This is a genomic window from Brachybacterium sp. GPGPB12 (assembly GCF_038396325.1).
GTDB lineage: Bacteria > Actinomycetota > Actinomycetes > Actinomycetales > Dermabacteraceae > Brachybacterium > Brachybacterium conglomeratum.
On sequence record NZ_CP149573.1, the window covers coordinates 2,207,182 to 2,231,481 of the forward strand.

Below are 24,300 nucleotides of genomic sequence, written 5' to 3' on the forward strand. Positions count from 1 at the left end.
GCATCGCGCCGCACTCCGGGCAGAGCTCCCCAAGCCAGCAGGCGTCGTCGCCCGCCGGCTCCAGAGTCACCGGCACGATCCGCCGCGGCCCGGGTCCGTCGTCATCCATGCCCCCATCCTCGTCCCGTGCCGCGACGGGCGGAAGGCCCCGCTCGATGAGGGGCGAGGCCTCTTGGCCGAGGACGGCGGCGCCCCCGAGGCCTGGGACCTCGGGGGCGCGGTGCGGACGCCGTGGCCGCTGGGGCGGCGGCGCATGGGGAGCCGGACTCCCCGGCGGGATCACTTCGAGGTGATCTCCTCGTCCTCCTTCTTCCGGGCGACCACGAGCGAGGCGATGATCGCCACGCCCATCGCGACCACGATGAAGCTCAGCGAGAGCCAGATCGGCACCTCGGGAATCTTCTGCAGGGTGGAGAAGCCGGGGATGAAGCCCAGCGGCGCCTCGTGGATCGCGTGGATCAGCGGCTTCACGCCGATGAAGCCGAGGATCGCGGCGATGCCGTAGTGCAGGTAGGCCAGGCGATCCAGCATGCCGCCGAGCAGGAAGTACAGCTGGCGCAGGCCCATCAGCGCGAAGATGTTCGCGGTGAACACCAGGAACGGGTTGCGGGTCACGCCGAAGATCGCGGGGATCGAGTCCAGCGCGAACATGACGTCGGTGATGCCGAGCGTGATGAACACCAGCAAGATCGGGGTGAACACCTTCTTGCCGTCCACGACGGTGCGGACCTTGTTGCCGTCGTACTCCTCGGAGACCGGGATGACCCGGCGCACCAGGCGCATGATCGGCGACTCCGCGTCGTCGTCCTCGTCGCCGAAGGCCTGCTTCCAGGCCGTGTACAGCAGGAACAGGCCGAAGAGGTAGAAGACGCCGACGAAGTGCTCGATGATCACGGAGCCCGCGAGGATGAACAGGCCGCGCGCGATGAGCGCGATGATGATGCCCACCATCAGCGCTTCCTGCTGGTACTTCCGCGGGACCCCGAACTTCGCCATGATCAGGATGAAGACGAAGAGGTTGTCGATGCTCAGCGAGTACTCGAGCGACCAGCCGGTGAGGAACTCCGAGGACGGCTTCGAGCCGCCCACGAAGAAGAGCACCACCGCGAAGACGAGCGCGAGGCCGACGTAGAAGCCGATCCAGCCTGCGCACTCCTTCATCGAGGGCAGGTGGGGCCGCTTGATCACGAGCAGGAGGTCGGCGAGCAGGATCGCGCAGAGCACGACCAGCGCGGCGATCTCGAAGCCGAGGTGCAGTTCTCCCATGGGACTTCTTTCAGGGGGCGCCGGAGGCAGGGATCCGGGCGGTGGGCGGGGAAAGGGGGACCGTCCCCGGCTCCCATGGGGGCCGGAGGGCGTGCCTCAGGCTACCGCTCCCCCGCCTGCTGCGACCGCTCCGGCCGGGGTGAAGATCGTCATCGCAGGTCGCCGACGACGCCCTCCACCGCGGCGAGCGGCGCCCCGTCGGCCAGACGCGCCTCCGCCTCGGCGATGTCGGGGGCGAGGAAGCGGTCCGGGCCGGGCCCGTCGACGCTCTCCCGCGGCACCGCGATCGCGGCGGCGGCGCCGGCCGACGGGCTCAGCGGCGCCCGCAGGTCGATCGCGCGGGCGGCGGTGAGCGGCTCGATCGCGAGGACCCTGCGGAGGTTCTCGACGGAGGTGCGGAGCTTGCGGGCGGCGTGCCAGCCCATCGAGACGTGATCCTCCTGCATGGCGGAGGAGGGGATCGAGTCCACGCTCGCCGGCACCGCCAGGCGCTTCATCTCGGAGACGAGGCCGGCCTGGGTGTACTGGGCGATCATGAAGCCGGAGTCCACGCCGGGGTCGTCGGCGAGGAAGGGCGGCAGGCCGTGGGAGCGGGACTTGTCGAGCATCCGGTCGGTGCGGCGCTCCGCGATCGAGGCGAGGTCCGCGGAGACGACGGCGAGGAAGTCCAGCACGTACGCGACCGGGGCGCCGTGGAAGTTGCCGTTGGAGGTGACGGTGCCGTCCTCGAGCACGACGGGGTTGTCGATCGCAGAGGCGAGCTCGCGCTCGGCGACGGTGCGGGCGTGCTCGATCGTGTCCCGCACGCCGCCCGCGACCTGCGGGGCGCGGCGCAGCGAGTAGGCGTCCTGCACGCGGGACCCCTCGGCGGCGACGTCGGCGATGATCCCGGAGCCCTCGAGCAGGGCGAGGATGTTCGCGGCCGACGCCTCCTGGCCCGGGTGGGGCGCGGCGGCGCGTGCGGCTCGGGGTGGAAGACCGTGTCGCGGCCGCGCAGGGCCTGCACGGACAAGGCCGTGGTGACGTCGGCGGCGCGCACCAGCTCGTCGAGGTCGGCCAGGGCCATCAGCGGCATGCCGAGCATGCCGTCCGTGCCGTTGATCAGGGCCAGACCCTCCTTCTCCTCGAGCGGCACCGGCTCGATCCCCGCCTCGGCGAGCGGCTCGGGCACGGGCCGCTCCACGCCGTCGCGATCGCGGGCGCGCCCCTCCCCCATCAGCACGATCGCGCAGTGGGAGAGCGGGGCGAGGTCGCCGGAGCGACCGAGCGAGCCGTACTCGTGGACGATCGGGGTGATACGGGCGTTCAGCGGCGCGAGCATCGTCTCGACCACGACGGGGCGCACGCCGGTGCGGCCGGAGGCGAGAGTGCGGGCGCGCAGCAGCATCAGAGCGCGCACCACCTCGGTCTCGACCTCGGGGCCGGCACCCGCGGCGTGGGAGCGGATCAGGGAGCGCCGCAGGGCGTGGCGCATCGAGGGCGGGATGGACGTGTCGGCCAGCGCCCCGAAGCCGGTGGAGACGCCGTAGACGGGGGTCTCGCCCGCGGCGAGCGCGTCGATGTGGGCGCGGACGGAGGCGACCTGCTCGCGGGCGGCGGGGTCGAGCTCGACGCGGGCCCCGCGGCGGGCGACGGCGAGCACATCGGCGGCCGTGATCCCCTCGGCGCAGAGGGTGACGACGGGGGCGGAGCCGGTGCTGGTGGTCATGAGGGTCCTTTCGGGGCGCGAGCGGCGCGGGTGGGGGAGGTCGGAAGGGCGGGCAGGGTCGGGAGAGCGTCTGCGGCGCGGAGGGGCGGGCGGGCTACAGCAGCAGGTGCGCGAGCGGGGCGGCGATCAGGATCGTCAGCACCACGCGCACGAACCACAGCACCACCAGCTGGCCCACGTTCACGGGGATGCGGGTGGCCAGGACCGAGGGGACCAGCGCCGAGAAGAACACGATCTGGGAGACGGCGGTGACGCCGACGGTGAAGCGCGAAGACCTCGGACTCGTGCCCGGCGACCACGGTGGCGGGCAGGAACATCTCCGCGATGCCGACGGAGACGGCCTTCCCGGCCAGCGCCGGGTCCGGCGAGCCTGCACGAGCCAGGCGAAGGGCACGAACAGCCAGCCCAGCAGGTCGAACACCGGGGTGTAGGTGGCCAGCAGCGGCCCGGCGAGCCCGACGGAGAGGATCGAGGGGACGATCGCGGCGGCCATCAGCACGCCGTCCTTGAAGGTGTCCCAGGTGCCGCGGATCAGGCCGGGCGCCCCGTCCAGGGCGCGCATAGCCTCGTCCCAGGCATAGCGCGACCGGTTCCCGGTGGAGACCGGCTCCGCCTCGTGCTCCACGCCCTCGAAGGTCACGTCCGGCACGCGGCTGAGCGGCGGGATCCGCACCGTGATCGCGGTGACTGCGAAGGTCACCACCAGGGTGAGGAAGAAGTACAGGGTCCAGTGGTGCATGATCTCGAGCGTGCTCGCGACGATGACCATGAAGGTCGCCGAGACGGTCGAGAAGCCGGTGGCGATGATCGCGGCCTCGCGGCCGGTGTAGCGGCCCTCGCGGTAGACCCGGTCGGTGATCAGCAGGGCCAGGGAGTAGGAGCCGACGAAGGAGGCGACGGCGTCGACCGCGGCGCGGCCGGGCACCTTCCACAGCGGGCGCATGATCGGCTGGACCAGCACGCCGATGAACTCCATCAGCCCGTAGTTGATCAGCAGGGCGAGGAACACGGCGCCGACGGGCACGATGAGGCCGACGGGGATGCCGAGCTTCTCCCACAGGAACGGGCCGATGTCGGGGTTGCCGAGCGGTCCCGGGTAGTAGCCGAGCGCCGCGCAGACCGCGACGACCAGGCCGATCACGTTCGCGACCGCGAAGACGGTGCGCGCGCGCCGCGGCGCCAGGAGCCGGTGACGAAGGGCCGCACGGTGCCCAGCAAGCACCAGCGCCACCACCACCCACGGCACGGCCGGGCCCAGCACCCAGCGCACGAAGGTGAGGGCGTGGTCGACGAGGATCGTGGACTTCCCGCCGATCTCGACCGACACGAAGAACATCACCAGGCCGATGGCGCTGTAGACGAAGAAGCGCCAGCGGTGCGGCGGGACGGGCCGCTCGGTGCCGTCGGCGGCGGTGACGGAGCGGGCGCGCGCGGCGGCGGAGCGGTCGAAGGGCTGGTGGTCGAGGTCGCGGCGGGGGCCGCTTGCTGCGTCGGACGTCGTCATCATCGAGATCGTCCTTTCGGGAGGAGGGGCGGTGAGGCGGCGGGGCGGGGCCGGGTCAGGTGATCCGCCGGCCGCGGCGGCGCACCTGGTGGGTCAGCGGCATGCCGGGGCGGTAGGCGAGGTGGATCGCGGCGGGGGCGTCGAGCACGTGCAGGTCGGCGCGGGCGCCGATCCCGAGGTGGCCGACGTCGCTGCGGCGCAGGGCGAGGGCCCCGCCGCGGGTCGCGGCGCGCACGGCCTCGGCGAGGGAGAGGTGCATCTGCAGCGACGGCGGTCGCGACGCAGAAGCTCATGGAGCTGGTGTAGCTGGTGCCGGGGTTGCAGTTCGAGGCGATCGCGAGGGCGGCGCCGGCGTCGAGCAGCTCCCGGGCCGGGGCGAGCGGGGCGCGGGTGGAGAGGTCGCAGGCGGGCAAGACGGTCGCGACCGTCGGCCCCGTGTCGACGGCGAGGAGGCCGGAGACGCGGCCCGCGGCCCCCTCCGCGCCGGCTCCGTCGGCCGACGGCGCCGCGGCGTCCGCGGGCGCCACGGGCCGGCCGGCGGTCGCGGCGAGCACCTCGATGTCACCCGATGACAGGTGGTTGAGGTGGTCGACGCTGGCGGCGCCGAGCTCGGCGGCGAGCGCGACCCCGCCGCGCGGCCCAGCTGGTTGCCGTGGACGCGCAGGCCGAGGCCCGCGCGGCGCCGGCGCGCGGCACCCGCTCGGACTGGGCGGGGTCGAAGGCTCCCTCCTCGCAGAACACGTCGATCCAGCGCACGTGCGGCGCGACCGCCTCGAGCATCTCCCCCGCGACGAGGTCGACGTACTCCTCGGCCCCGGGCCGGCCGCCCTGGCCGTCGTACTCGGAGGGCACCAGGTGCGCGCCGAGGAAGGTGACCTCGTCGAGCTCCCCGGCCTCGGCGAGCGCGGCGAGGAGGCGGGCGGCCCGGGCCTCGTCGGCGACGGTGAGCCCGTAGCCGGTCTTGGTCTCCAGCGTGGTGGTGCCGCCGGCGGCGGCCTCCGCGAGCCGGGCCCGGACGAGGGTGCGCAGGCGCTCGTCGGACGCCTCCCGGGTCGCCGAGGTGGTCACGCCGATGCCGCCTGCGGCATAGGCCTGCCCCGCCATCCGCGCCTCGAACTCGGCGGCGCGGTCGCCGTCGAAGACGAGGTGGGAGTGGGAGTCGACCCAGCCGGGCGCGCACGGCCCGACCGCCCAGGTCCTCGCTCTCGTCGGCCGACGGGGCCTGCGAGGCGGGGCCGGTCCAGGCCACGCGGCCGTCCTCGATCACGAGCGCCGCCTCGCGCAACACCTGCTCCTCGGTGACCTGCCCGGGGCAGGCGGGGTCGTCGAGGGCGGGGTCGAGAGTCCAGAGCTCGGAGATGCCGGTGAGCAGGGTCGAGGTCATGACGGGCCTCCTCAGTCCCGGCGCACCGGGGTCATCGGGATGCGGACCCCGCGCTCATGGGCGACGTGGTCGGCGCGGGAGTAGCCGGCGTCGACGTGGCGGATCACGCCCATGGCGGGGTCGTTGGTGAGCAGGCGCTCGAGCTTGCGGCGGGCGAGCTCGGTGCCGTCGGCGACGCCGACCTGGCCGGCGTGGATCGAGCGGCCGATGCCGACGCCGCCTCCGTGGTGGATCGAGACCCAGGTGGCGCCGGAGCTGGTGGCGATCAGGGCGTTCAGCAGCGGCCAGTCGGCGATCGCGTCGGAGCCGTCGAGCATCGACTCGGTCTCCCGGTAGGGGGAGGCGACGGAGCCGGAGTCGAGGTGGTCGCGGCCGATGACGATCGGGGCCTTGACCTTCCCGTCGCGCACGAGGTCGTTGAAGAGCATCCCGGCCTTGTGCCGCTCACCGTAGCCGAGCCAGCAGATGCGGGCGGGCAGGCCCTCGAACTCGACGAACTCGTCGGCGGCGTCGAGCCAGCGGTGCAGGTGCTCGTTCTCGGGGAACAGCTCCTTCAGCGCAGCGTCGGTGACCTTGATGTCCTCGGGGTCGCCGGACAGCGCCACCCAGCGGAACGGGCCGAGACCCTCGCAGAACAGGGGTCGGATGTAGGCGGGGACGAAGCCAGGGAACTCGAAGGCGCGATCGTAGCCGGCGTGGCGCGCCTCGTCGCGGATCGAGTTGCCGTAGTCGAACACCTCGGCGCCCTCGTCCTGGAACTCGACCATGGCCTGGACCTGGCGGGCCATCGCCTCGCGGGCCTTCTTGGTGAAGCCCTCCTCGTCGGCGGCGGCCTCGCGCCGCCAGTCCTCGACGGCGACCTCGGTGGGCAGGTAGCTCAGCGGGTCATGGGCGGAGGTCTGGTCGGTGACCACGTCGATCTGCAGGTCACCGGCCTTGTGACGCTCGAGCAGGGCGGGGAAGACGTCGGCCGCGTTGCCGACGATGCCGATCGAGAGGCCGCGCTTCTCGGCCTTGGCGGCGTTCGCGCGGGCGATCGCGTCGTCGAGGTCGTCGGCGATCTCGTGGCAGTAGCGCTTGGCGACGCGGCGCTCGAGGCGCGTGCGGTCCACGTCCACGATCAGGCAGACGCCGTCGTTGAGGGTGACGGCCAGCGGCCGCGCGCCGCCCATGCCGCCGCGACCGCCGGTCAGAGTGATGGTGCCGGCCAGCGTGCCGCCGAAGCGCTTCTGTGCGACGGCCGCGAAGGTCTCGAAGGTGCCCTGGAGGATGCCCTGGGTGGCGATGTAGATCCAGGACCCGGCGGTCATCTGGCCGTACATCATCAGGCCCTCGGCCTCGAGCCGGCGGAACTCGGGCCAGGTCGCCCAGTCGCCGACGAGGTTGGAGTTCGCCAGCAGCGACGCGCGGCGCCCACTCGTTGGTGCGCGCGACGCCGACGGGCTTGCCGGACTGGACCAGCAGGGTCTCGTCGTCCTCGAGGTCCTTGAGGGTGTCGACGATCGCGTCGAAGGCCTCCCAGGAGCGGGCGGCGCGGCCGGTGCCGCCGTAGACGACGAGGTCGTCGGGTCGCTCGGCGACCTCGGGGTCGAGGTTGTTCATGAGCATGCGCGGCGGCGCCTCGGTCTGCCAGGACCTGGCGGTGAGGTCGGTGCCGCGGTCGGCGCGGACGGGGCGGGCTCCGGGGAGGGACATCTTCGGCTCCTGGGTCGAGGGCGGTGCGCCACGGGGGCGGGACTGCTCGGGGTCCCCTCAGGACACCACCGCGTCCCGCTCGGGTCGAGAGTCGCAGAGGGAGTCCCGTCCGGTATACCGGACGTCGCGGGTCTGTTCCTCGGCCCCGGGCCGGCGTGGACCGGGATCGCTGCCGAGGCGCCCGGTCACCTGCCGGTCAGGGGAGCCCCGCCATCTCCGCCCGCCCGCCGAGTCGGCGCGTGATCTCCTCCGCGCCGCTCCTCACGGCGGCGGCGAGGCGCTCGCGCTCGGCGGGGCCGACGCGCGCCTCGACGAAGGTGAGCGCCACGGCGGCGCCGGGCCACCCGGCGTGGTCCCGCACGACGGAGGCGACCGAGCCCATCTCGTCACTGACCTCCCCGGACTCCCTCGCGACCCCCTCGGCGCGCACGGCCGTCAGCGGCTCCCTCAGCTCCTTCGGGGTGGCGGGGCCGGGTGCGCCGGTGCGGGCGGCGAAGTCGGCGGCGGTGCCGTAGAGGGCACGAAGCTGGGGTGCGGGCAGATGGGCGAGGATCGCGCGGCCGCTCGCCGTGAGATGGGCGGGGATCCGCACGCCAACGTCGGTGACGAGGCTCGGCCGGTTCCGGGCGCGCTCCTCGACCACGTAGAGCACGTCGCGGCCGTGCGAAGACCGCGAGATGGCCGCTCTCCCCCACCGCGTCGACCATCCGCTCGACGACCCGCCGGCCGATCCGGGCCAGCGGCTCCTGACGCAGGTAAGCGCCCGAGAGCTCATGGGCCGACGGGCCCAGGCCGTACAGCCGCTCCTGCTCCAGGTGCATCACGTACCCGTGCTCGACGAGCGTCGCCAGCAGGTCGTAGGTGCGTGAGCGGGGCGACTCCAGCTCCTCGGCGATCCGCGCGGCGGCGACGGGTGCGCGGCGCGAGGCGAGGAAGGTCAGCAGACGCGGCGTCGCGTCGGCCGCCGGGACTTTCGGGGTGGGCATGGCCGAAGCATGCCACCGACCGGCGCGTGCGTCAGGGGGCGGGGCCGGCCGCACGGCCGGCTGACGGGGTCGCCGCTCAGCGGCTCGGGGCCTGCTCGTCCGCGCTCTTCCCCTCGGCCGACCGCGCGCGCCGCGCCTCCTTCTCGGCCCGCACCAGCTCCCAGGTGCGCACGAGCCGCGGCAGGGTGATGATCACGAGACCCCCGGCGATGTTCAGCGGGATCACCCAGGCGCACCAGCCCAGCCACTGGAGATAGGTGGTCTCGGCGCCGGCGTGCATCGCCGCGAAGATCACCGCGGAGCTCAGCGCGCCGTGGAACATGCCCAGCCCCACCACCAGCGACCCGGAGATGAGAGAGTTCGCGAGGGTCGCTATGCCGTCGCTTGAGCCCTGGCTCATCCTCGTCACCAGCGTGATCGTGAAGCCGGCGAGGATCGCGAGGGAGGCCGTCTCGAGTGTGAGGCCGGGCTCCATGTACTGCGTGGTCGACTCCAGCAAGACGTCCTCGAAGCGAGGGAACGCCGCGACGACCAGCCAGGCCAGCGCCCAGCCGCCGGCGAGGTTGGTCACCAGCGTCACGGCCCACAGCCGCAAGAGTCGCCACCAGGTGCCGTGCCCGGCCACGATGGCGTTGATCGGGACCAGGAACTCCTCGGTGAACAGCTCCGAGTGCGCCAGCCGCGGCGCGTACAGCCCCACGCCGAAGGCGAGTCCGCCCAGCGACTTCGAGCCGGTCGCGTCCATCACCGCGAGCATCGCCAGCAGGCCCAGCCCGACGTCGATGCCGCCGAACAGCCCGGTCACCGCGAGGGCACGCCAGGTGCGGTTCAGCCGGTTCGCGCCCTCGGTGACGGTGTTCTCGAACTCCTGGACGAGGGCGTCCTCGACCGCGTGGTCGCTCGCGCCGAGACGTCGGCGCTCCTCGGTCTGGCCCGGACGGTCGCTGCGTGCCATCGTGACTCCTCGATGTGGATCCCGTGCTCCGGCACGGTGCCATGATGGAGCGAACCTACCCCTTGGAGAGCCGACGAGGAGCCCTCGATGACGACCTCTTCCACCCCCGCGTCCGTGTGGACGGGCCGGCACGACGGCGACGGCCCGGAGCATGCCCGCTGGCATCAGGCGGTGCGGGTCGTGGAGACGGGAACGCCCGGCGGCGCGGCGGGTGCGGCGGGAGCGGCGGGAGCGGCGCCGGGTGCGCCCGGCGCCGGCTCCCGGACCCGGCCGCGGACCACGTGGCGGCCGCTCGGGTTCCGCTCCGACGAGGGGGTGCGGCGCAACCGCGGTCGCGTCGGCGCGGTCGACGGTCCCGCGGCCCTGCGCCGCGCGCTCGCACCGCTCGCCCTGCACGGGCCGCTCGCGCACGGCGAGGTCCAGTCGCACGACCTGGGCGATGCGGAGACCGTCGGCGAGGACCTCGAGGCGGGGCAGGCCGCGGCCGCAGCGCTGACCGCGCACGGCCTGGACCGGGCCGGATCGCGCCTGACCGTGGTGCTCGGCGGCGGGCACGAGACCGCCTGGTCCTCCTATCTGGGGCTGATGGGCTCCGGCTTCGGCCCGCGGGCCGGGCAGCGCTGGGGCGTGCTGAACCTCGATGCGCACTTCGACCTGCGCAGCGAGCCGCGACCCACCTCCGGCACGCCCTTCGCGCAGATGGCCGAGGCGGAGCACGCCGCGGGCCGGGAGGCGCGCTATGCGGTGCTCGGGATCGCGGAGCCCTCGAACACGGGGACGCTGTTCGCCCGGGCGCGGGAGCTGGGCGTCACCTGGTGGACCGACGAGCAGTGCCTCGCCGCCGGCGCCGAGGGGATCACCCGCTTCGTGGAGCAGTTCGCCGCAGAGCTCGACCTCCTCTATCTGACGATCGACCTCGACGTGCTCCCGGCCGCGGTCGCGCCGGGCGTCTCGGCGCCGGCCGCGCACGGGGTGCCGCCGCCGCTGATCGCCGCGGCCGTCCGCACTGCGGCGGGCTCCGGGAAGCTGGCACTGCTGGACGTGGTCGAGCTGAACCCGTCCCTCGACATCGACTCCCGCACCGCCCGCACCGCCGCGCGGCTCATCGACGACGCGGTGCGCACGGTGACCGGCGCGAGCGCCTGAGCTCCCCGTCCCTCGCCCCTGCAGGCTCCCCAGCTCCCCAGCTCCCCAGCTCCCCAGCTCCCCAGCTCCCCAGCTCATGGTCGCCCGATGGCGCAGGGCGTACCAGTACGCCTGTATAGGCGTAGCGGTACGCCACACGCCATCAGTCGACCACGAGACTCCGCCCTCGCGCCGGTGCGGAGCACGGCGCGCGGGGCTCGTCGTGCAGGGTCCTCTCGTGGCGGGCTCGGGGGAAAGGGCGTGAGGTCCGGCAGTGGAGGGACGTCGCGGCGGTGCAGCGGCACCGCCGGCGCGGCCTCACAGCACCAGCGTCCCGACCAGAGTCACCGCGGCGACGCCCGCGAGCGGCGCCGCGAACAGCAGGGTCAGCGTCGAGGGGCGCGCCTTCGCCGAGAGCGGCCCGCCGAGCACGCCGCCGACGGCGGAGCCGGCCGCGAAGATCAGGGTGGTCGCCCAGTCGACCTGCACGTCGGTGCCGAGGCGGGCGAGCAGGCTGGTGGCGGTCGCGATGATCATGACCAGCAGGCTCGTGCCGGAGGCACGGCGCATCGCGAGCCCCAGCGCGATCACCAGCATGGGCACGACGATGAACCCGCCGCCCACGCCGAAGAAGCCGGTGAGGAAGCCGGTGAGCGAGGCGGCGGCGATCACGGAGCCCCACCGCGGGGAGGGCGGCGCGGCCGGGGCGAACGGCAGGTCGGGCTCGCCGTGATGGTGCTGCAGCCCGTCGGCCGTCTCGACCGTGTCGGGGCCGGGCTGGTCCAGGACGGGGTCGTCGTGGGAGGCGATGGGGGCGTCTCCGTCGGCGAGCGCGACGGTGCCGAGCGCGGCGGCCTCCGCGTCCTCCGTCCGACGGGTGCGCAGGCCTCGGCGCAAGATCGCCGCGGCGACGACCGCGAGCATGACCCCGAACAGGGTCAGCAAGACATCGGGCGGGACCAGGGCCGACAGCCGCGAGCCGAGGACGGCGCCGACCACCGACACCCCCGCGAACACGAGCCCCGCCCGCCACTCCACGTTCCCGCCGCCGCGCATGGTGGGGCAGGCTCGCCAGCGCCGTGATCAGCACGATCACGAGGCTCGAGGCGGTCGCGGCATGCGGCGGCATGCCCAGCAGGAACACCAGCACCGGCACCGCGAGGATCCCCCCGCCCGCACCGAGCGCCCCGACCACGATCCCGACCCCGAGGCCGACGCCGATCGCGAGCAGGACGAGCTCCATCGGGGGTCTCCTTCGGGCGGGGGCGCGGGCCGGCTCATCGTATCCGCGGGGAGGGGCAGGGCGCGGGCCTGCGGCGATAGACTCGCACCACCCCTCGGAGAGGAGCGGACATGATCCCGGACCCGCGCACCGGCACCCCGGCGCCGCTGGACCCTGCCTCGCCCGCGATGGGCGAGCGGATCGTGGAGGCGTGGCGGCGCGGCGCGCTCGTGCTCCCGCTCGGGGAGGACGACGCCACTCCCCTGCGCCTGCCCGGCCTGCACAGGTCCGCCCTGCCTCCCTCCCTCTCGGGCCAGGCGCGGGTGTCGCTGGCCGGGGTGGGCGAGCGCTTCGCCGCCTGGCGCGTGACCCCGCAGGAGAACGCGCCGCTCATCGTGCGGATCGCGCATGTCGCTCCCGAGGAGCCGCACCAGGACCTGGGCCACGAGATCGCGGCGCTGACCCTGATCCCGCCGGAGGCCGGCCCCGCTCCGATCGCCGTGCACGACGACGCCGCGACCAGCCCGCTCGGCCACCCCTGCGTCGTCACCACCGAGATCCCGGGCGTGGCCGCCGCGCCCGAGGCCTGGACGGGCGCGCACCTGCGCTCCCATGCCCGGCTCCTCGCCCGCCTCCACGCCGTGCCCGCCCCGGGCCGCGGGCCGGTGAGCTTCGGGGAGGACCCGTGGGCGGCGGTCCCCGTCGGCCCCCAGGCGCCGCTGCCCGAGGTGGAGGCCGAGGTCGAGTCCTGGCGCGCCCGGCACGGCGCGCCGCTCGCCGAGCACGGGCTCGAGCCCTTCCTCGAGGCGGCGCTCGCCCGCATCGCCGGCATCGAGGACCAGATCGCGCGCCTGGACGGCTTCGCGCTCTGCCACGGCGACCTGTGCTCGACGAACATCCTGTGGGACGGCATCGACCCGTCGACCGGCCTGCCGCGCGTGCAGTACATCGACTACGAGTGGGCGCAGGGCGACGACCCCGCCCGCGATCTCGCGATCATCGGCGGTCCCGTGCACGGCGGGCCCTGGTACGTGCCGCTCGCGGAGGAGCAGGTGACGGCCTTCGTCGACGAGTACGTGCGGGCGCGCGGCGAGCTCGGCGAGGTGCCCGCGGGGATCGCCGACGTCGGTGCGGCCGCGCGAGCGGATGCGGGCGTGGACCGCCTACGAGCGCACCGCGATGCTCGTGCACGTCGCCTCGCGCGCCGCGACCCGCGCCTCCCACCGCCAGGTGCCGCCGGTGCCGCAGAGCACCCTCGCCGCGGAGCTCGGCCTGGACGGCTGAGCCGCCCGCCGCGCCCTGCGGCTGTCCTCCCCACCACATCGCCCACCTGCACAGTGGCGCGATCACGTCACCCTCTGCTTACGGTGGGCCCATGAGCGACTTCGTGAAGAACGCACCGAACGCCCCCAAGGGGCACATCGCGGCCGAGGCCGCGGGCCTGCGCTGGCTCGCCGAGCCCGGTGCCGTCCCCGTGGTCGAGGTGCTCGAGGAGGAGAAGGACTCCCTGCGCCTGGCGCGCCTGGAGCCCGTCGGCCCGACCCCCGAGGCGGCCCGCGAGTTCGGCCGACGCCTCGCCCGCCTGCACGACGCCGGCGCGCCCGGCTTCGGCTGGTCCCCCGCCGACCCCGCCTTCTTCGGCCCGCTGGAGAACCCCTTCCCCGTCTCGACCCGCGTCGAGGAGGAGTTCGCGGTGTACTGGGCCGAGGAGCGGTCGCGCCCCCTGGCCGACAAGGTCACCCGCGGCCTCGGCGCCGACGGGCACGACACCGTCGACGAGGCGATCGACGTGATCGCCGACGGCGCCTACGACGGCATCAGCGGCCAGGGCACGGAGGAGCCGAGCCGCGTGCACGGCGACCTGTGGTCCGGGAACCTTATGTGGACGGCCGACGGGGTGACCCTTATCGACCCCTCCGCGCACGGCGGCCACCGCCTCGAGGACCTCGCGATGCTCTCCCTCTTCGACGCCCCGCACCTCGAGGAGATCTTCGACGGCTACACCGAGGAGCACCCGCTGCCCGGCGACTGGGAGCAGGACCTGCCCGCGCACCTCTTCTTCGGCCTGCTCGCCCACGTGCACCTCTTCGGCGAGGCGTACGTGGACCAGGCGATCTCCACCGCCGGGGCGATCATCGCCCGGGCGGACGAGCTGGGGTTCTGAGCCTCATCCCTCGCTCATCGCGAGTGGGCGGGGGTCGTGATCGCAAGGCAGACGGGGAACTGCGGCGACCCGCTGCTCGGCACGCCCCCTCCATCGCATCCCGCACCGGGATCCTGCAGCGACGCCGCCAGGGGCGCAGCGAGGCGAGCGGGAACCGACGGTGGATGGATTCCTACGCCGTCGACCTGATCGTCCATCGCTGGAGCCAGGCCAGAACACAGGGCCGCGATGCCCGCCTGACCGAGGCCGAGCTCGCGCTGGTCGACGCCGCGGTGGACGGCTGGGGCGAGCATGCCTACGCCCCCGGCGTCTTCGGCGCGCCCGTGGACGTGCCCGCCGGGGCCGACGGGCAGACCCGGGTGCTCGCGAGGACCGGCCGCCGCGGCTGACCCGCATCGGCCAGCCCCGGCCGCCACGTCTGCCCTCACGCCGAGCGGTGCATCTGGACCGCTATGACCTGCACATAGCGGTCCACATGCACCACTCGGCGTCGGAGAAGGGCGCCGACGCATTCGGGAGGCGTGCACCGACGCGATCGAGACGTGGCCTCGTGTCGGAATGAGTGGCCATTCCGGCACAAGGCCACGTCTCGATGGAGGTCCTGGGGGTCTGCCCCCGGCCCGGTGGTCGCGGTTCAGCGGCGTGGGCTCAGTGGTCGTGGCCCTCGTGACCCTCCTCGGCGCCGCCGGCATCGCTGGCGCCGTGGTCGTGGCCCTCGTCGGCGTGGTCGTGGCCCTCATGGCCCTCCTCGCCCTTCGACTCGCTCGCGCCCGGGGAGACCTCGTACTCGCCGGAGGCGGTGCCGGTGGTCACCTGGATCTCGTGCGGGACGACGGGCAGGTCGAGCTCGCGGTAGACCTCGCCGCTGGCGACGTCGACCATGCTGAGCTTCTTCGCCTCGGGGTCGACGACGAAGGCGGTGCCGTCGGCGACCGAGAGCATCGGGCCGGCCTCCTGCCAGTTCTCGCCCTCCTCCCACTCACCGGTCACGGGGACCTCGTGGAGGATCTCGCCGCTCTCGGGGTCCAGGATGTTCAGCTCCCCGTCGTAGGTGAGCACGAGCGCCTCGCCGTCGGGCCCGCGGTCGAGGCCGCGGAACCAGTACGGGGAACCGAGGTCGATGAGTCGCTGGGTCGCGTCGCGCGTGTCGATCAGCGCGATCTCCGTGGGGCGCTCGATGCCGCCGGCGGGCTCGGCCTCGACCTTGTGGTCCGCGAGCACGATCGGGGAGTCCTCGTGGCCCTTCTGATTGCCGGAGCGCTGGTAGTCGCCGTCGATCGCGACCTTGTGGAACTCGCCGTCGCGGTAGATCACCGAGCCGTTCTCGCAGCCCAGCGAGATCACGTCGCCGGCCTCGGTGGGCTTCGCGGCGGCCTCGCCGTGCACGCCGGGGCAGTCGTCGGTCTCGGCGACGACCTTGCCGTCGGCGTCGAGGACCTGGACGGTGCCGCGCGCATCCTCGGTGCCCTGGGTGGTGAGCGACCCGCCGTCGGACAGCGGCACGGCGACGCCGTGGTGCGGGTCCTCGGTCGCGGTCTCCTCGAGCACGTCGAGCTGGCCCTCGCCGAGGGCGGTGGGGTCGATCAGGGTGATGTCGCCGGTGCCGTCGGCGAAGATCGCGGTGCGGTCGCCGTGAGGGACGACGTGGCCGGGCATCGGCGCCTCGACGGAGAGGTCGGTGAGCGCCGGGTCTTGGACGTAGTAGTGGAAGTGGTCGCCATGGCCCTGGGCGAGCAGGCCGGTGTCGTACATGGTCACGGCGTCGGACGCGCTGACCGCGACGTGGCGACCGTCGCCGGCCGGGTTCAGCCGCACGTAGCCCTCAACGGGGGTCTCGTTCAGCACGGAGCCGTCGGCCGAGTCGAGGGTGAAGACGCCACCCTCATGGGCGAGGACGATCCGGGGGCTGAGCGCGCCGACCTCGGTGCGGTCCGAGGACGGGGACTCGGCGGCCCCGGCCCCGTCCCCCCGCCGTCGGAGGCTCCCCCGTCGACGCCCGAGCCGCAGGCGGCGAGTGCGAGCACGCCCGCCCCGAGGAAGGCGGCGCCGCGCCGCTTCATGACAATGCTTCTCATCAGGTGCATGCCAGGAAGCTACCAGCAAATGAGAATCTCTCGCAATTGGGGACGTATGGCACGCGGCACCCAGAGCCGGGCGTCACCCCGTGGTCGCGAGCTCGGCGACCTGGCCGCCCGTCCGCTCCAGCCCTAGACCTCCGACCCGACTCCACTCCGGGGCTCAATGCGCCGAGGCCTCACGCCCCTGCATCGGCACCCCCCGAACATCATCCCGACAGGAACGGGACTGATGCGCGATCAGGTGCCAGCTGGGGTTAGGCCGCCAGGTTGACGGTCGGGTCGCGATCACGGCGAGCTTCTGGCCAGGCTGACGGTCGGGTCGCGATCACGGCGAGCTTCTGGCCAGGTTCACGGTTCCTCGCGACGCGGACGACGTCGTCCCGGAACTCCGGGGGATGGGGAGCAGGCATGGTGCACATCCTTCCCTGCAACGCTCACCAGCGCCACGGATCATGTGACACCTACACGTGCGTCAGTCCCGCCCCCGGCCTCACGCCTCCACGCCACCGTCGACAACGTCATGACCAACTACACTTAGGAGACACGCCCTAGCATTTGCTTCAACTCGGCGTGTCTGTGCTTTATCCTCGCGCTCAAGTTGCCATTGCTATGAATAAGGAGACACGCTGTGCCACGTCCTCGATGCGGAACCACATGAGCGGTTCCGGCGAGGACCGCAAACCGGGGCTCAAGCCTTGCGCTAGCCTCAAAGAGTTCCGGGATGAGGCTGATCTCCGCCCGCCTTCTTGGGAGGTGGTGCGGGCCCGCTTGCGCCCCTACCAGCAGGATGCTGTCCAGACAGCCGAGACCTTCCTTGAGGCCTGCGACCCTGACGAGTCGCGAAGCTTCCTCCTCACAATGCCGACCGGTAGTGGCAAGAGCGGCGTGATTGCCTACCTCGCTCAGCGGCACGCGCGGGGCGGCGGCGTCCTGCTGCTCTGCCCCTGGGACGCGCTTGCCACGCGGCTGGGCTCCGATGTCGAAGAGAGGTTCTGGCGCCACGCTCGGATCGACTCCGACGCCATGGTCCCGGTCACGCGGATCTTGCCCTCGAACGCCGAGGCGGTCTTGGAGGCCAGCGAGGGCGCCCCGGCCGTTTGGGTTATGACCCTGGCGGCGCTACAGCAGTTGACTCCCCAGCTCTCGGCCCGACTAAGATCAAGGCTCGAGCTCGTGATCGTCGATGAGGGTCACTACGAGCCGGCGGTGACGTGGGCGCGCGCCGTGAGGTCTCTGGCCCGTCCCACACTGATCTTCACCGCGACGCCTTTCCGCAATGACCGCAAGTACTTCGCGATCGAGCCGAGCAATTCCTTCCACTACCCGGTCGGCACGGCGATCGAGGAGGGCTGGTCGCGGCGTCCAAATTTTGATGTTATCGATGGCGAGACGATTGACGAATTCGGTCGATCCCTCACGCGCTATATCGACGCGCACATGGTCGACGACGACCGAGTGGTCGTGCGGCGCGCGACCCAACAGGACGTGCGCGATATGGTGACTGCGCTCCGCGCGGCAGGCGCGAGCGCGATAGGGATCCATCAGCGGTTCTCTCAGCAGGACGCGGCGGCGGGGCTACTGCATCGCGTCCCGGCCGGGCATCACGCCCGGTATTGGGTGCATCAGAACAAGCTCATCGAGGGCATCGATAACGGTTCGTTCCGAGCACTTGCCGTGTACGCACCGTTTCGCAATCATCGGGCGCTCGTCCAACAGATCGGTCGGGTCCTCCGTGACCCGCAGCGGAACCCGGAGGCGAGAGTGCTTGCCCCTGATGCGGCGTCCCTCAAGCGTGCGTGGGAAGCGTTCGTAGCCTTCGACGAGGTCAACGATGTGTCGACCACCCCGGTCGCTGCGATCGTCGATGTGGCACGCCAGGTCTCCGGCTACGTCGGCGGAGCGTTCCGCAGTCCGCTCAGCCCGGACGACCTTGCCGAATCCGAGATCCGATTGCCGACTGCGGTGACGGCCTGCCTCGCACCGGCGAACGTGAGCGATCCGTTCGCGGATCTCACGGCGCTCGTCGAGCAGTCTCTCGAGCACCGAGACGCAGAGCTTGTTGGTCCTCGATTCGGAAGGGATCAATCTGAAGAGTTTCCGGATGCCCACTGGGCTCTACAGCTCCACGTCGTCGCCCGACAGTCGCCGCTTTTAGCCGAGTCGGCATTCGTTGATTCCGGGCTCGGCTTCACTTTCTTTGCGGTCGTCGGTCGGCGCGTCTACGTGCAGTCGACGGTGGCCCACGACCTCGCTACGCGGGGCTACAACGTCTTGCCGGCGGCAGACCTCCGCCAGGCGTTCGACGAGACGCGCAACCGCTTTACCCGTGTCACGCTTCAGAACTCCGATCTATCACTAGTCGCTGAACGCTCACGGTCGCAATCGGCAAACTCCCTAATCGACCTCTCTCCTGACCTCGGAGATTACTTCAAGGCACCCTCGACCATCTCGGGTAAAGCGCGCTCAGTTGCCACTGCAGGATCCCGGAGTAGCGATCGCGTCGTCTCACGTTATGTGGGATTCACCAATGGTCGAGTTCGAGAGGATGGTCGCCTCGATGTGTCCAACTACCTTCGTTGGCTTCGCATGGTTGACGAGCAGTTGAACCGTGGCGCGGCGGTACTGCGCCGATCTTCGATCGGTACGCGGAACCTTTCGAATGCGAGAAGCCGGTCGCACGAAACGTCCTCATCGACTTCCCTGGCATGGCCAACTACGTCGATGACGCCGGCCGTTCGCTCGTGTTGGAGGACGTGTGCGTCGATGTCGTCGATGGAGCGTTCGCTCTGACGCTCGAAGGCAGTTCACGCTCGTTCCCCGCCCGCATCTCCTGGACGGGCACGCGCTACGAACTACGATGCGACGAGATCGACACCGCCTACCGGCGCGCGGATGAGCGTTCGGCAACGTTCTCAGCAGAGGTGTCCGAAAAGCAAGCGTTCCGCGTGATCGTTACGGATGGTCCGAAAGAGGATCAGCCTCTTGTATTCTATGTGAATTCCGGATTCTTCCGCCCCCGCGTCAGTCTGGCGCTCGACGATCGAACGGCGGGAGTCTCCTTGAACCAGCCGCTTGGGACGGACAAGTTCACCGGCGTCACCTCCGAGAAAGGTGGCCTGCGGTCAGGGCCTGCCTGGGAGCCCGGCGACCTCTTCGCATTTATCTGCGACAGCGTTGCTAAGGGGAATTTGCTCGGTCGGCAGATCTCCACGGACGCGATCCTGGTGTGCGATGACGACGCCCGGGAGACCGCCGACTTCTACCTTGTCGATCCGACCGCGCGACGTCTCACGGTCATCCACGCGAAGGCGAAAGACTCCACTTCGCCGGGGTACGGAGCATCGGGTCTTCACGACGTCATCGCACAAGCCCAGAAGCACCTCGGAACGATCAGGCCGGGAGCAGAGGGCTTCAACAGTAGCGCCGTCGCGGTGCGGTGGTCGGCAAACTGGAACGCGAGCGTTAGTGGTGGCGGTATCTCGCGCCTGAGGTCCACACACACCGCTGAGGAGGCCGCAGGCGCGGCCTGGGCGGCACTGCGAGACCCCAGCTACGAGCGCGAAGTGCTGGTAGTCGCGTCAGGCATCCTCAGTAAGCAGGAATTCATCGCCAACGCGAGAAAGCCGCGGCCTCAGGCCCTCCAGGCCCTCTATCTGATGCAGGCCGCGTGGTCGGCCGTCGGCTCGATCGGGGCGCGGCTCCGGATAGTGGTGAACCCGTGACCATGATGCCCGTCGGTGAGTACACAGGCCGATTTAGATTAGGCACGCCTTCTGAGGCTCCGGCGGATCGCTGTCCAAGGAGCGCGCGATTGGTACCAGGCTGAGCCACCCTGGAATCGACCCGGGCCCCTGAATCGCCCAGGGTCTGGTGGAGGCTCTGATCCCACGGGAGGATGGGGATCATGGCGGCACCGAGGAAGTACCCCGATGAGCTTCGGGAGAGGGCCTCGAGGATGGCCGTGGACGCGCGGCAGTATCCAGCAACGAAGTCAGGCACGTTCCGTCGTGTGGGCGAGCGGCTCGGGATCAATCCCGAGACTCTGAGGAACTGGGTCGGGCAGGCCGAGATCGACGAGGGCCATCGGCCTGGGACCACGACGAGTGACGCCGAACGACTCGCTGAGCTGGAGAAGGAAATGCGTGAGTCGCGCCGGGCTAACGCGATCTTGAGGTCGGCCTTGGTTTTTTCGCGCGGAGCTCGACCGCCCACAGCGTTGATCGTGAAGTTCATCGACCAGCACAAGCACGAGTTCGGTGTCGAGCCGATCTGCCGCACGCTCACCGCGGCGGGCACCCTGATCGCGCCGAGCACCTACTATGAATCGGCCCAGGTTCTCTGCCGCTACTTTGTGGGTGCGGGCTCTCGGGTGGGGGCCTCGTAGTGCGCCGTCTCGGTCTCTACTTGGGTGAGCATCGCGAGGGAGCCGTGGAGGCGTCGGTTGTTGTTCCAGTCGACCCAGCCGGCGGGTCGCGAACTCAACGTCTGCGAGGGTCAGGAACGGGCCGTGGTGGAAGACGGTGGTGCGGATGCATTCGGTCTTGTAGAGCCCGTTGATCGTTTCCATCAGCGCGTTATCGAAGGCGTCGCCGACGGTCCCGATCGGCGGGGCGATGCCCTCGAGGGCGAGGTGCTCGGTTAGTCGAATGGCGGTGTATTGCGATCCGGCGTCGCTGTGATGGATCAAGTTCCCTGGTGAACCTGGGTTTCCTTCCCGTTCTCGTTGTCACAGCGCGATGCGCGGCGGGGTCATGACCAGGTCGACCTTCTTCGACGTTGAGGCGTGCCAGCCGACGATCCGCTGGGCGAAGACGTCCACGACGAGGGCGACATAGACGTACCCCGCGCAGGTGCGGACGTAGGTGAAGTCCGTGACCCACACTCGGTTCGGGGCGGTAGCGATGAAGTCGCGATTCAGCAGGTCACCGGCTCGCTTCCCGTCAGGATCGGCAATCGTCGTGCGGAGCTTCTTGACGCGCCTGACGCCCTCGAGGCCCAGGGTCCGCATCGCCCTGTCTACCGCGCCACGGGACGTGCCGGCGAAGCCTTCCTGGCGGCGGAGCAGGACGACCCGCTTCCGCCGCCCGTCGAGGCCCTCCGGCGTCATCTGAACCTACCCGGTGACGGGGTTGGCCCTCCAGGCGAGGTCGCGGATCCTGACTTCGAGCAGGGCGTCTGTAACGGTGCGGGCAGCGATGCGGGCCGGTCGCTTCCAGGACCGGCTGGTGCGTGCAGCGATCGCAAGGCCCTGCCGGCGCAGGACGCGGAGGATCGACTCGACTGCATAGCCCTCGGCGCGCATCTCGTCGATGAGGGCCAGGATCAGCGGTTCTGGGGGTCGAGCTCCCCCGCGAAGAAAATTGAGGCCCGGCGGAGAATCTCGTTGTCCTCGCGCGACCGCTCGTTCTCGGTTTTACTCGCTTGACCTCGGCAGACTCCTCGCTCGTGATGCCGGGGCGGGTTCCGTCATCGACCTCGGCCTGCGCGAGCCAGCGCCGGACGGACTCCCGCGAGACGCCTTCCTGCCGAGCCACCGCGGTGACTGCGTCGGCCAGGGTGGGGTACTCCTGGAGGTGCTCCCTGGCGAGCCGCACGCACCTCGCGCGCGGCTGGGGATCGATCGTCGCCGGCATGCTGTCCATCCTTCCGGACTCACACAGCAGCGGCATCAAACCTGCGCCGATTCATCCTGTCGACGAAGTCGGATACTGCCATCCGTGCGGCCCTGCACAGGAAGCCACGAGTTCACCAGGAGATCGCCACCACTCTCCTCTCCCTCGCGCCTCTTGCGCTCGGCTACAGCCTTATCACCGAGAGCTTCTGGGCCGCGTGTCTCATGGCGGCCATCGTGTGCAAGCATCTACATGGCGGCGCGGCCTGTGATCGAGAAGGCCGAGGCCGCATCACGACGACGGTGATGGAAACGCCCGAAAGCGGCGTCGACACCCGTCGGTCGCCAGGGCGGCATCGACTGGAGCACCGGCAACCGCTATCGCGATAGCGGTCGCCGGTGCTCCATCGATGTGCAAGGCGGCTCCGACGCACCACCAGGTATCGGCTCCCAACTCTGCCCGGCGGGCAAGAGCCTCCGTGGGGCCAGGCCCGGCGGGGCTCAGATCACGCCGAAGGCGATCATCGCGTCGGCCACCTTGCGGAAGCCGGCGACGTTCGCGCCGAGCACGTAGTCGCCGGGGCGACCCATGTCCTCGGCGGTCTCGAGGCAGGTGGTGTGGATGTTCTTCATGATCTGCGTGAGGCGCTCCTCGGTGTGCTCGAAGCTCCACGCATCGCGGCTCGCGTTCTGCTGCATCTCGAGCGCGCTGGTCGCGACGCCGCCGGCGTTCGCGGCCTTACCGGGGCCGAAGGCGACCTCGGCCTCGCGGAACACGGTGACGGCCTCGGGGGTGCAGGGCATGTTCGCGCCCTCGGAGACGGCGAGCACGCCGTTCTTCACGAGGGTCCGAGCGGCGTCCGCGTCGAGCTCGTTCTGGGTGGCGCTGGGCAGGGCGATGTCGGCCGGGACGTCCCAGACGCCGCCCTTGACGAAGCGGGCGCCCTCGCCGCGGCGATCGGCGTACTCGTGGATGCGGCCGCGCTCGACCTCCTTGATCTGCTGGAGCGGCTCGAGGTCGATGCCGTTCTCGTCGACGACGTAGCCGGAGGAGTCCGAGGCGGTGATCGGGAGGCCGCCGAGCTGGCGGGACTTCTCGATGGCGTAGAGGGCGACGTTGCCGGAACCGGAGACGGCGACGCGACGGCCCTCGAAGGACTTCCCGCGGGCCTTGAGCATCTCGTCGGCGAAGATGGCCGCGCCGTAGCCGGTGGCCTCCTTGCGCACGAGCGAGCCGCCCCAGTCCAGGCCCTTGCCGGTGAGCACGCCGGCCTCGTACTTGTTGGTCAGGCGCTTGTACTGGCCGAAGAGGTAGCCGATCTCGCGGGCGCCCACGCCGATGTCGCCGGCGGGGACGTCGGTGTACTCGCCCATGTGGCGGTGCGGCTCGGTCATGAAGGACTGGCAGAAGCGCATGACCTCGCCGTCGCTGCGGCCGTGCGGGTCGAAGTCGGAGCCGCCCTTGCCGCCGCCGATGGGCAGGCCGGTCAGGGAGTTCTTGAAGATCTGCTCGAAGCCGAGGAACTTCACGATGCCGAGGTTGACGCTCGGATGGAAACGCAGGCCGCCCTTGTAGGGCCCGAGAGCCGAGTTGTACTCGACGCGGAAGCCGCGGTTGACCTGCACGTTCCCCTCATCGTCGACCCACGGGACGCGGAAGATGATCTGGCGTTCGGGCTCGCACAGGCGCATGAGGATCCCGTGGTCCTGGTACTCGGGGTGCCGGGCCTGGACGACCTCGAGAGACTCGAACACCTCCCGGACGGCCTGGTGGAACTCGGGCTCGCCGGGGTTGCGGCGGAGCACACGGTCGAAGGTGTCCTGGAGCGTCGAGTCGAGCATCGCAGTCCTTTCAGGGGCCCGAAGGCCCGGCGTCGCGGGACCCTCGAGATCGGAGGGCGGAGCGGGGCCAGCGTAGCGGCACCGCATCGAGCGGTCACGGGACGTTCGGTGAGTGAACATGCACGTGCCTGTCTCGCCATGCATCGGCGAGACGGGGGTCACAGCCGAGCGTCGTCGCGACGACCCTCGAGGGCCTTCTCGTAGGCGGCGAGGGTCTCGTCGTCGAAGAGGACCAGGCGCAGCTCCCAGTCCCCGCCGAGCCGCGACGCGGTCTCGCGCAGGCTCTCGATCGCGATGCGTGCGGCGCGGTCGAGGGGGAAGCGGTAGGCGCCGGTGGAGATCGAGGGGAAGGCGAGGCGGGAGAGGCCGTGCTCGTGCGCGACCTCGAGGCGGCGCCGGTAGCAGGAGGCGAGCTCGGCGTCGCGCCGGGCGCGACCGGCCCCGTCGGCGTGGGCAGACCAGACGGGGCCGACGGTGTGGAGGACGTGCGGGACGGGCGGCTCGTGCCCGCCGGTGAGCTTCGCGTCGCCGGTCTCGCAGCCGTCCAGCGTGCGGCATTCGGCGAGCAGGCCGGGGCCGGCGGCGCGGTGGATCGCGCCGTCGACCCCGCCGCCGCCGAGGAGGGTGGAGTTCGCGGCGTTGACGATCGCGTCGACGTCGGTCACGCGGGTGATGTCGCCGCGGTGAAGGGTGATCAGCGGGGCTCCGTCGGCGATCGTCATGATGCTCCTCCTCGGTGCGTGCTCTGCGTGTCGGGCCG

The 24,300-nt window shown here is 71.3% G+C and carries 15 protein-coding genes, 6 pseudogenes and 1 other annotated feature; of the genes and pseudogenes, 7 read left to right on the forward strand and 14 right to left on the reverse strand.

From position 1 onward, the window contains the following. Positions 1–279: 279 nt before the first annotated feature. The 7 genes and pseudogenes from WKH84_RS12900 to WKH84_RS12930 form a co-directional block, all read right to left on the reverse strand. A complete protein-coding gene (locus WKH84_RS12900) occupies positions 280–1,266 on the reverse strand; it encodes a TerC family protein (protein ID WP_341853935.1) in 987 nt (328 codons plus the stop codon). Positions 1,267–1,415: 149 nt separating this feature from the next. Further along, positions 1,416–2,974: pseudogene (gene hutH, locus WKH84_RS12905) on the reverse strand (histidine ammonia-lyase). Between the two features lie 94 nt (positions 2,975–3,068). Continuing rightward, a complete protein-coding gene (locus WKH84_RS12910; protein WP_341853936.1) occupies positions 3,069–4,481 on the reverse strand; it encodes a YjiH family protein in 1,413 nt (470 codons plus the stop codon). A 52-nt stretch (positions 4,482–4,533) separates the two neighbouring features. Then, positions 4,534–5,862, reverse strand: a pseudogene (locus WKH84_RS12915) (amidohydrolase family protein). Between the two features lie 11 nt (positions 5,863–5,873). After that, a pseudogene (gene hutU / locus WKH84_RS12920) lies at positions 5,874–7,557 on the reverse strand (urocanate hydratase). Positions 7,558–7,753: 196 nt separating this feature from the next. Continuing rightward, positions 7,754–8,543: pseudogene (locus tag WKH84_RS12925) on the reverse strand (IclR family transcriptional regulator). A 76-nt stretch (positions 8,544–8,619) separates the two neighbouring features. Further along, positions 8,620–9,498, reverse strand: a complete 879-nt coding sequence (locus WKH84_RS12930) for a formate/nitrite transporter family protein (protein WP_341853937.1) — start codon at positions 9,496–9,498, stop codon at positions 8,620–8,622. Positions 9,499–9,585: 87 nt separating this feature from the next. Here WKH84_RS12930 and hutG point away from each other — a divergent pair, with 87 nt between their 5' ends. After that, complete coding sequence (gene hutG / locus WKH84_RS12935) at positions 9,586–10,644, forward strand: formimidoylglutamase (RefSeq protein WP_341853938.1); 1,059 nt, start codon at positions 9,586–9,588, stop codon at positions 10,642–10,644. Between the two features lie 297 nt (positions 10,645–10,941). Here hutG and WKH84_RS12940 read toward each other — a convergent pair whose 3' ends face one another. Continuing rightward, entirely contained in the window at positions 10,942–11,679 is a 738-nt protein-coding gene (locus WKH84_RS12940) for a sulfite exporter TauE/SafE family protein (protein ID WP_341853939.1), read from the reverse strand. Positions 11,680–11,725: 46 nt separating this feature from the next. Continuing rightward, a pseudogene (locus WKH84_RS12945) lies at positions 11,726–11,866 on the reverse strand (sulfite exporter TauE/SafE family protein); the annotation flags it as partial. A gap of 110 nt (positions 11,867–11,976) precedes the next feature. Here WKH84_RS12945 and WKH84_RS12950 point away from each other — a divergent pair. The 3 genes from WKH84_RS12950 (at position 11,977) to WKH84_RS12960 (ending at position 14,398) form a co-directional block, all read left to right on the forward strand. Further along, positions 11,977–13,224 carry an aminoglycoside phosphotransferase family protein gene (locus WKH84_RS12950; RefSeq protein ID WP_341853940.1) on the forward strand — a complete coding sequence of 416 codons (1,248 nt, stop codon included), beginning with the start codon at positions 11,977–11,979 and terminating at the stop codon, positions 13,222–13,224. Next, positions 13,221–14,009, forward strand: a complete 789-nt coding sequence (locus WKH84_RS12955; RefSeq protein WP_341853941.1) for a fructosamine kinase family protein — start codon at positions 13,221–13,223, stop codon at positions 14,007–14,009. The genes WKH84_RS12950 and WKH84_RS12955 overlap by 4 nt, the downstream gene beginning before the upstream one ends. Before the next feature lie 164 nt (positions 14,010–14,173). Beyond that, positions 14,174–14,398: a hypothetical protein gene (locus WKH84_RS12960; protein ID WP_341853942.1), complete on the forward strand. Its 225-nt coding sequence runs from the start codon at positions 14,174–14,176 to the stop codon at positions 14,396–14,398. 259 nt (positions 14,399–14,657) lie between these two features. On the opposite strand, the gene WKH84_RS12965 is transcribed toward WKH84_RS12960, so the two are convergent. Continuing rightward, entirely contained in the window at positions 14,658–16,112 is a 1,455-nt protein-coding gene (locus WKH84_RS12965; RefSeq protein WP_341853943.1) for a hypothetical protein, read from the reverse strand. Positions 16,113–16,341: 229 nt separating this feature from the next. Continuing rightward, positions 16,342–16,497 carry a hypothetical protein gene (locus tag WKH84_RS12970; RefSeq protein WP_341853944.1) on the reverse strand — a complete coding sequence of 52 codons (156 nt, stop codon included), beginning with the start codon at positions 16,495–16,497 and terminating at the stop codon, positions 16,342–16,344. 244 nt (positions 16,498–16,741) lie between these two features. On the opposite strand from WKH84_RS12970, the gene WKH84_RS12975 reads away from it, so the two are divergent. From WKH84_RS12975 to WKH84_RS12985, 3 genes are all read left to right on the forward strand, one after another. Then, positions 16,742–18,877: a DEAD/DEAH box helicase family protein gene (locus WKH84_RS12975; RefSeq protein ID WP_341853945.1), complete on the forward strand. Its 2,136-nt coding sequence runs from the start codon at positions 16,742–16,744 to the stop codon at positions 18,875–18,877. Further along, entirely contained in the window at positions 18,793–19,809 is a 1,017-nt protein-coding gene (locus tag WKH84_RS12980) for a hypothetical protein (RefSeq protein ID WP_341853946.1), read from the forward strand. Before WKH84_RS12975 ends, WKH84_RS12980 begins: the two co-directional genes overlap by 85 nt. Positions 19,810–19,991: 182 nt before the next feature. Further along, positions 19,992–20,471, forward strand: a complete 480-nt coding sequence (locus WKH84_RS12985) for a transposase (protein WP_341853947.1) — start codon at positions 19,992–19,994, stop codon at positions 20,469–20,471. Further along, positions 20,269–20,396 (forward strand) — a sequence feature (AL1L pseudoknot). It overlaps the preceding gene by 128 nt. Here the strand turns inward: WKH84_RS12985 and WKH84_RS12990 are convergent. From WKH84_RS12990 to WKH84_RS13000, 3 genes and pseudogenes are all read right to left on the reverse strand, one after another. Continuing rightward, a pseudogene (locus tag WKH84_RS12990) lies at positions 20,432–21,720 on the reverse strand (IS3 family transposase). The gene WKH84_RS12985 and the pseudogene WKH84_RS12990 sit on opposite strands and share 40 nt — an antisense overlap. Positions 21,721–22,199: 479 nt before the next feature. After that, on the reverse strand, positions 22,200–23,540 hold the full coding sequence (gene gdhA / locus WKH84_RS12995; protein WP_341853948.1) for an NADP-specific glutamate dehydrogenase: 1,341 nt from the start codon (positions 23,538–23,540) through the stop codon (positions 22,200–22,202). A gap of 158 nt (positions 23,541–23,698) precedes the next feature. Further along, positions 23,699–24,262, reverse strand: a complete 564-nt coding sequence (locus tag WKH84_RS13000) for an O-acetyl-ADP-ribose deacetylase (protein WP_341853949.1) — start codon at positions 24,260–24,262, stop codon at positions 23,699–23,701. Positions 24,263–24,300: the final 38 nt, after the last annotated feature.

Coding starts and splice junctions, on each gene's coding strand:
- WKH84_RS12955 (WP_341853941.1), top strand. CDS start 13,221: ATGAGCGACTTCGTGAAGAACGCACCGAACGCCCCCAAGGGGCACATC.
- WKH84_RS12970 (WP_341853944.1), bottom strand. CDS start 16,497: ATGCCTGCTCCCCATCCCCCGGAGTTCCGGGACGACGTCGTCCGCGTC.
- WKH84_RS12910 (WP_341853936.1), bottom strand. CDS start 4,481: ATGATGACGACGTCCGACGCAGCAAGCGGCCCCCGCCGCGACCTCGAC.
- WKH84_RS12985 (WP_341853947.1), top strand. CDS start 19,992: ATGGCGGCACCGAGGAAGTACCCCGATGAGCTTCGGGAGAGGGCCTCG.
- hutG (WP_341853938.1), top strand. CDS start 9,586: ATGACGACCTCTTCCACCCCCGCGTCCGTGTGGACGGGCCGGCACGAC.
- gdhA (WP_341853948.1), bottom strand. CDS start 23,540: ATGCTCGACTCGACGCTCCAGGACACCTTCGACCGTGTGCTCCGCCGC.
- WKH84_RS12980 (WP_341853946.1), top strand. CDS start 18,793: ATGGCCAACTACGTCGATGACGCCGGCCGTTCGCTCGTGTTGGAGGAC.
- WKH84_RS12975 (WP_341853945.1), top strand. CDS start 16,742: ATGAGCGGTTCCGGCGAGGACCGCAAACCGGGGCTCAAGCCTTGCGCT.
- WKH84_RS13000 (WP_341853949.1), bottom strand. CDS start 24,262: ATGACGATCGCCGACGGAGCCCCGCTGATCACCCTTCACCGCGGCGAC.
- WKH84_RS12960 (WP_341853942.1), top strand. CDS start 14,174: ATGGATTCCTACGCCGTCGACCTGATCGTCCATCGCTGGAGCCAGGCC.
- WKH84_RS12950 (WP_341853940.1), top strand. CDS start 11,977: ATGATCCCGGACCCGCGCACCGGCACCCCGGCGCCGCTGGACCCTGCC.
- WKH84_RS12930 (WP_341853937.1), bottom strand. CDS start 9,498: ATGGCACGCAGCGACCGTCCGGGCCAGACCGAGGAGCGCCGACGTCTC.
- WKH84_RS12940 (WP_341853939.1), bottom strand. CDS start 11,679: ATGCGCGGCGGCGGGAACGTGGAGTGGCGGGCGGGGCTCGTGTTCGCG.
- WKH84_RS12900 (WP_341853935.1), bottom strand. CDS start 1,266: ATGGGAGAACTGCACCTCGGCTTCGAGATCGCCGCGCTGGTCGTGCTC.